The organism is Arthrobacter sp. 05L45_2 (genome assembly GCF_056397525.1).
The window spans coordinates 1-1,784 of the sequence record NZ_JBFTNO010000330.1 but is presented as its reverse complement, the minus strand read 5'-3'; the positions used below and the strand labels follow the sequence as shown (position 1 = coordinate 1,784).

Genomic DNA, 1,784 nt, shown 5'->3' with positions numbered 1-1,784 from the left:
GCACGGAACCGTCGAAACGGGGCTGGGGCTTGCGGGGCGTTACAGCTCCGTGCGGCAGACCACCCGGAACGCCTCGATGGCACGGTCCAGGGCTGCCGGATCCCCGGCCGCGACGGCGGCGACGTCGGTGGTGTAGGCATGCTTGAGGATCGTGCCGGCGAGCAGCGTCACCACTTCCACCCGGTCGGGCTGGCCGGCCGACACGGCAGGGTCTGCCGCCAGCCGCTCGGCGATCAGTGGCTCCACGAGCTGCTGCACCTCGGTCACATGCTGTTTGAGCCGCGTGATCAGTTCCGGCACGGCCATCAAGACGTTGCGCGTGCGCATGTCCATCGATCCACCCAGGCCGGCGGCTCGCATCGCAGCCGCCATCAGGTGGGCGGCGTCGCCGACGGGTGTGCGGTTCGCGGCACGGAAAGCGGCCACGGCRTCGTCGGCCAACGCCGGCTCTTTGAGGCCCAGGATGGCGTCTTCCTTGGTAGGGAAGTAGTTGAAGAAGGTGCGGCGGGAGATGCCCGAGCGCTCGGCGATGGCCTCAACGGTTGCGGAGGCCAGGCCGCCCTCAAGCGCGGCGTCCGAAGCTGCCTCATGGATCGCGGTCCACGTCTCATCCTTTTGGCGTTCGCGGAGCGAGGGTCCTTGCGCTGTGGCGCCACGTGCAGTCATGGGGCAATTTTATGCACCAGTGCATTTTTTACCTAACCCGGAGCGGACCGCCGCCGGGGACCTTGGCCCTTGACCGGTCCGTCCCCGCGGCGGAGTGTTGCGTTATGAACGCAACGAACCCGGACATCGAGTCCACCGAGCTTCAGGAACAGCCGACGGCCATGCTGCGGGAGACAGTGCCGATGAACGCCCTCCGCGAATTTTTCGACCGCGCCTACAAGGCGGTCATGGCGGCCGTGCAGCAGCAAAACGTCCAAGTGGCAGGGCCGCCGTTCGCTCTGTATCGGGGCCAGCCCACGGACGTCGTCGACGTCGAAGCCGGCTTCCCGCTCGCTGCACCGTATCCGGGCGGTGCGGAAGGCGGCGTCGGCGCCGGCACGCTGCCCGCCGGGCGGGCGCTGCAGGCCATGCACAGGGGTCCCTACGATTCACTGCCGGAGACCTACGCGGCCGTCATGGCCAGGATGCAGGCTGACGGACTCACCCCCGGAGGCGCTATGTGGGAGTACTACCTCAGCGATCCGGCCGCAGAACCGGATCCCGCGGCATGGAAGACCCTGGTGGTTTGGYCGGTGGCCTGACCCGGGAAGGGCTGGGAGTCAGCGTCAGGAAACGGTACCCGACTCGCAGTTTCCCACCCCTGAAACCCCGGAGTTATGCGGCTTTGCGACGCGGAATGTCGCTTTGAACACACTATTCTTCAACTCCAAGCATGATGCCCTAAACTGCTTCACTGAGGTGCCTGAAATGGCGCTGTGCAGCAACGAAAGTGAACCCCGCTATGGCTACCGATTACGACGCCCCACGCAAGACAGAAGAAGAGTCTCCCGCTGAATCGCTGGAGGCCCTTCAGGCGTCCCGTGGCGGCGGCGCCCAGACTGCTGTTATCGACGTCGACGAGAACGACACCGCCGAGGGTATTGACCTTCCCGGCGCCGATCTCTCCGGCGAAGAACTGACGGTCATTGTTGTTCCGGAGCAGTCCGATGAATTCACCTGCTCCTCCTGCTTCCTGGTCCGCCACCGGTCCCAGGTCGCCAAGGAAAAGAACGGCCTCAAGTACTGCCGCGACTGCGAAGGCTAAATCCCTTCCACGTTCGAGCCCGGCTCCCCGGGGT

The 1,784-nt window shown here is 65.7% G+C and carries 3 protein-coding genes; 2 read left to right on the top strand and 1 reads right to left on the bottom strand.

Annotated features, from left to right (window positions below):
• Positions 1–39: 39 nt before the first annotated feature.
• The gene (locus tag AC1DHD_RS16115) at positions 40–666 is read right to left on the bottom strand and encodes a TetR/AcrR family transcriptional regulator (RefSeq protein ID WP_476880671.1); all 627 of its coding nucleotides are present in this window, start codon (positions 664–666) and stop codon (positions 40–42) included.
• A gap of 104 nt (positions 667–770) precedes the next feature.
• Here AC1DHD_RS16115 and AC1DHD_RS16110 point away from each other — a divergent pair, with 104 nt between their 5' ends.
• Positions 771–1,247, top strand: a complete 477-nt coding sequence (locus tag AC1DHD_RS16110; protein WP_476880670.1) for a GyrI-like domain-containing protein — start codon at positions 771–773, stop codon at positions 1,245–1,247.
• Between the two features lie 200 nt (positions 1,248–1,447).
• Positions 1,448–1,750, top strand: a complete 303-nt coding sequence (locus AC1DHD_RS16105) for a DUF4193 domain-containing protein (RefSeq protein WP_056741192.1) — start codon at positions 1,448–1,450, stop codon at positions 1,748–1,750.
• The last annotated feature ends 34 nt before the right edge of the window (positions 1,751–1,784 follow it).